The 713-nt window shown below is 45.0% G+C and carries 1 pseudogene; it reads right to left on the reverse strand.

Going from position 1 to position 713, the window contains the following annotated elements:
* Window positions 1-713: pseudogene (locus JX304_RS06135) on the reverse strand (phospho-sugar mutase); the annotation flags it as partial.

Here is a 713-nt window from a genome sequence, read left to right on the forward strand (position 1 = left end):
AATGGTTTGATCAGGTAACCGAAGCTTTCTTCAAAACCGAGCATGTAAGTGTGGTTGTGTTGGGTTTCAAATTCATGAATTTTTTCACCGATAAATTTGAAACCAGTCAAGACGTTAAACATGGTTGCGCCGTAACTTTCTGCAATCTTGGTCACCAACTCAGTGGATACGATGGATTTACAAAGGGCGGCATTGGCAGGAAGGGTACCAGCTGTTTTGTGAGCTTCGAGGATATATTTGGCGATGATAGCACCAATTTGGTTACCTGAAAGGTTGAGGTAAGAACCGTCTGGTTGGCGGATTTCAACACCAAGACGGTCTGCATCAGGGTCAGTTGCGACTAATACGTCCGCATCCACTTTACGTCCAAGTTCTTCAGAAAGGGCGAAAGCTTCTTGGTTTTCAGGGTTTGGAGATTTAACAGTAGAGAAGTCTGGGTCTGGAACAGCCTGCGCTTCAACCACTTGAACTGCTTCAAATCCTGCTTGTGCAAGGGCACGACGGGCTAACATTTCACCTGTACCATGAAGTGGAGTATAGACAATCTTCATGTCACGGCCGTATTCATTGATTAAGTCTTGGTTGATGTTCACACCTTTGACTTCTTTGAGGTATTCAACGTCAACGTTTTCCCCAATGACTTCAATCAAGCCACTTGCCTTTCCTTCTTCAAGGTCAGCGAGTTCCACTGTGAAAGGATTTTCGATCGCACG

It is taken from the genome of Streptococcus parasanguinis (genome assembly GCF_901875555.1).
Classification (GTDB): domain Bacteria; phylum Bacillota; class Bacilli; order Lactobacillales; family Streptococcaceae; genus Streptococcus; species Streptococcus parasanguinis_H.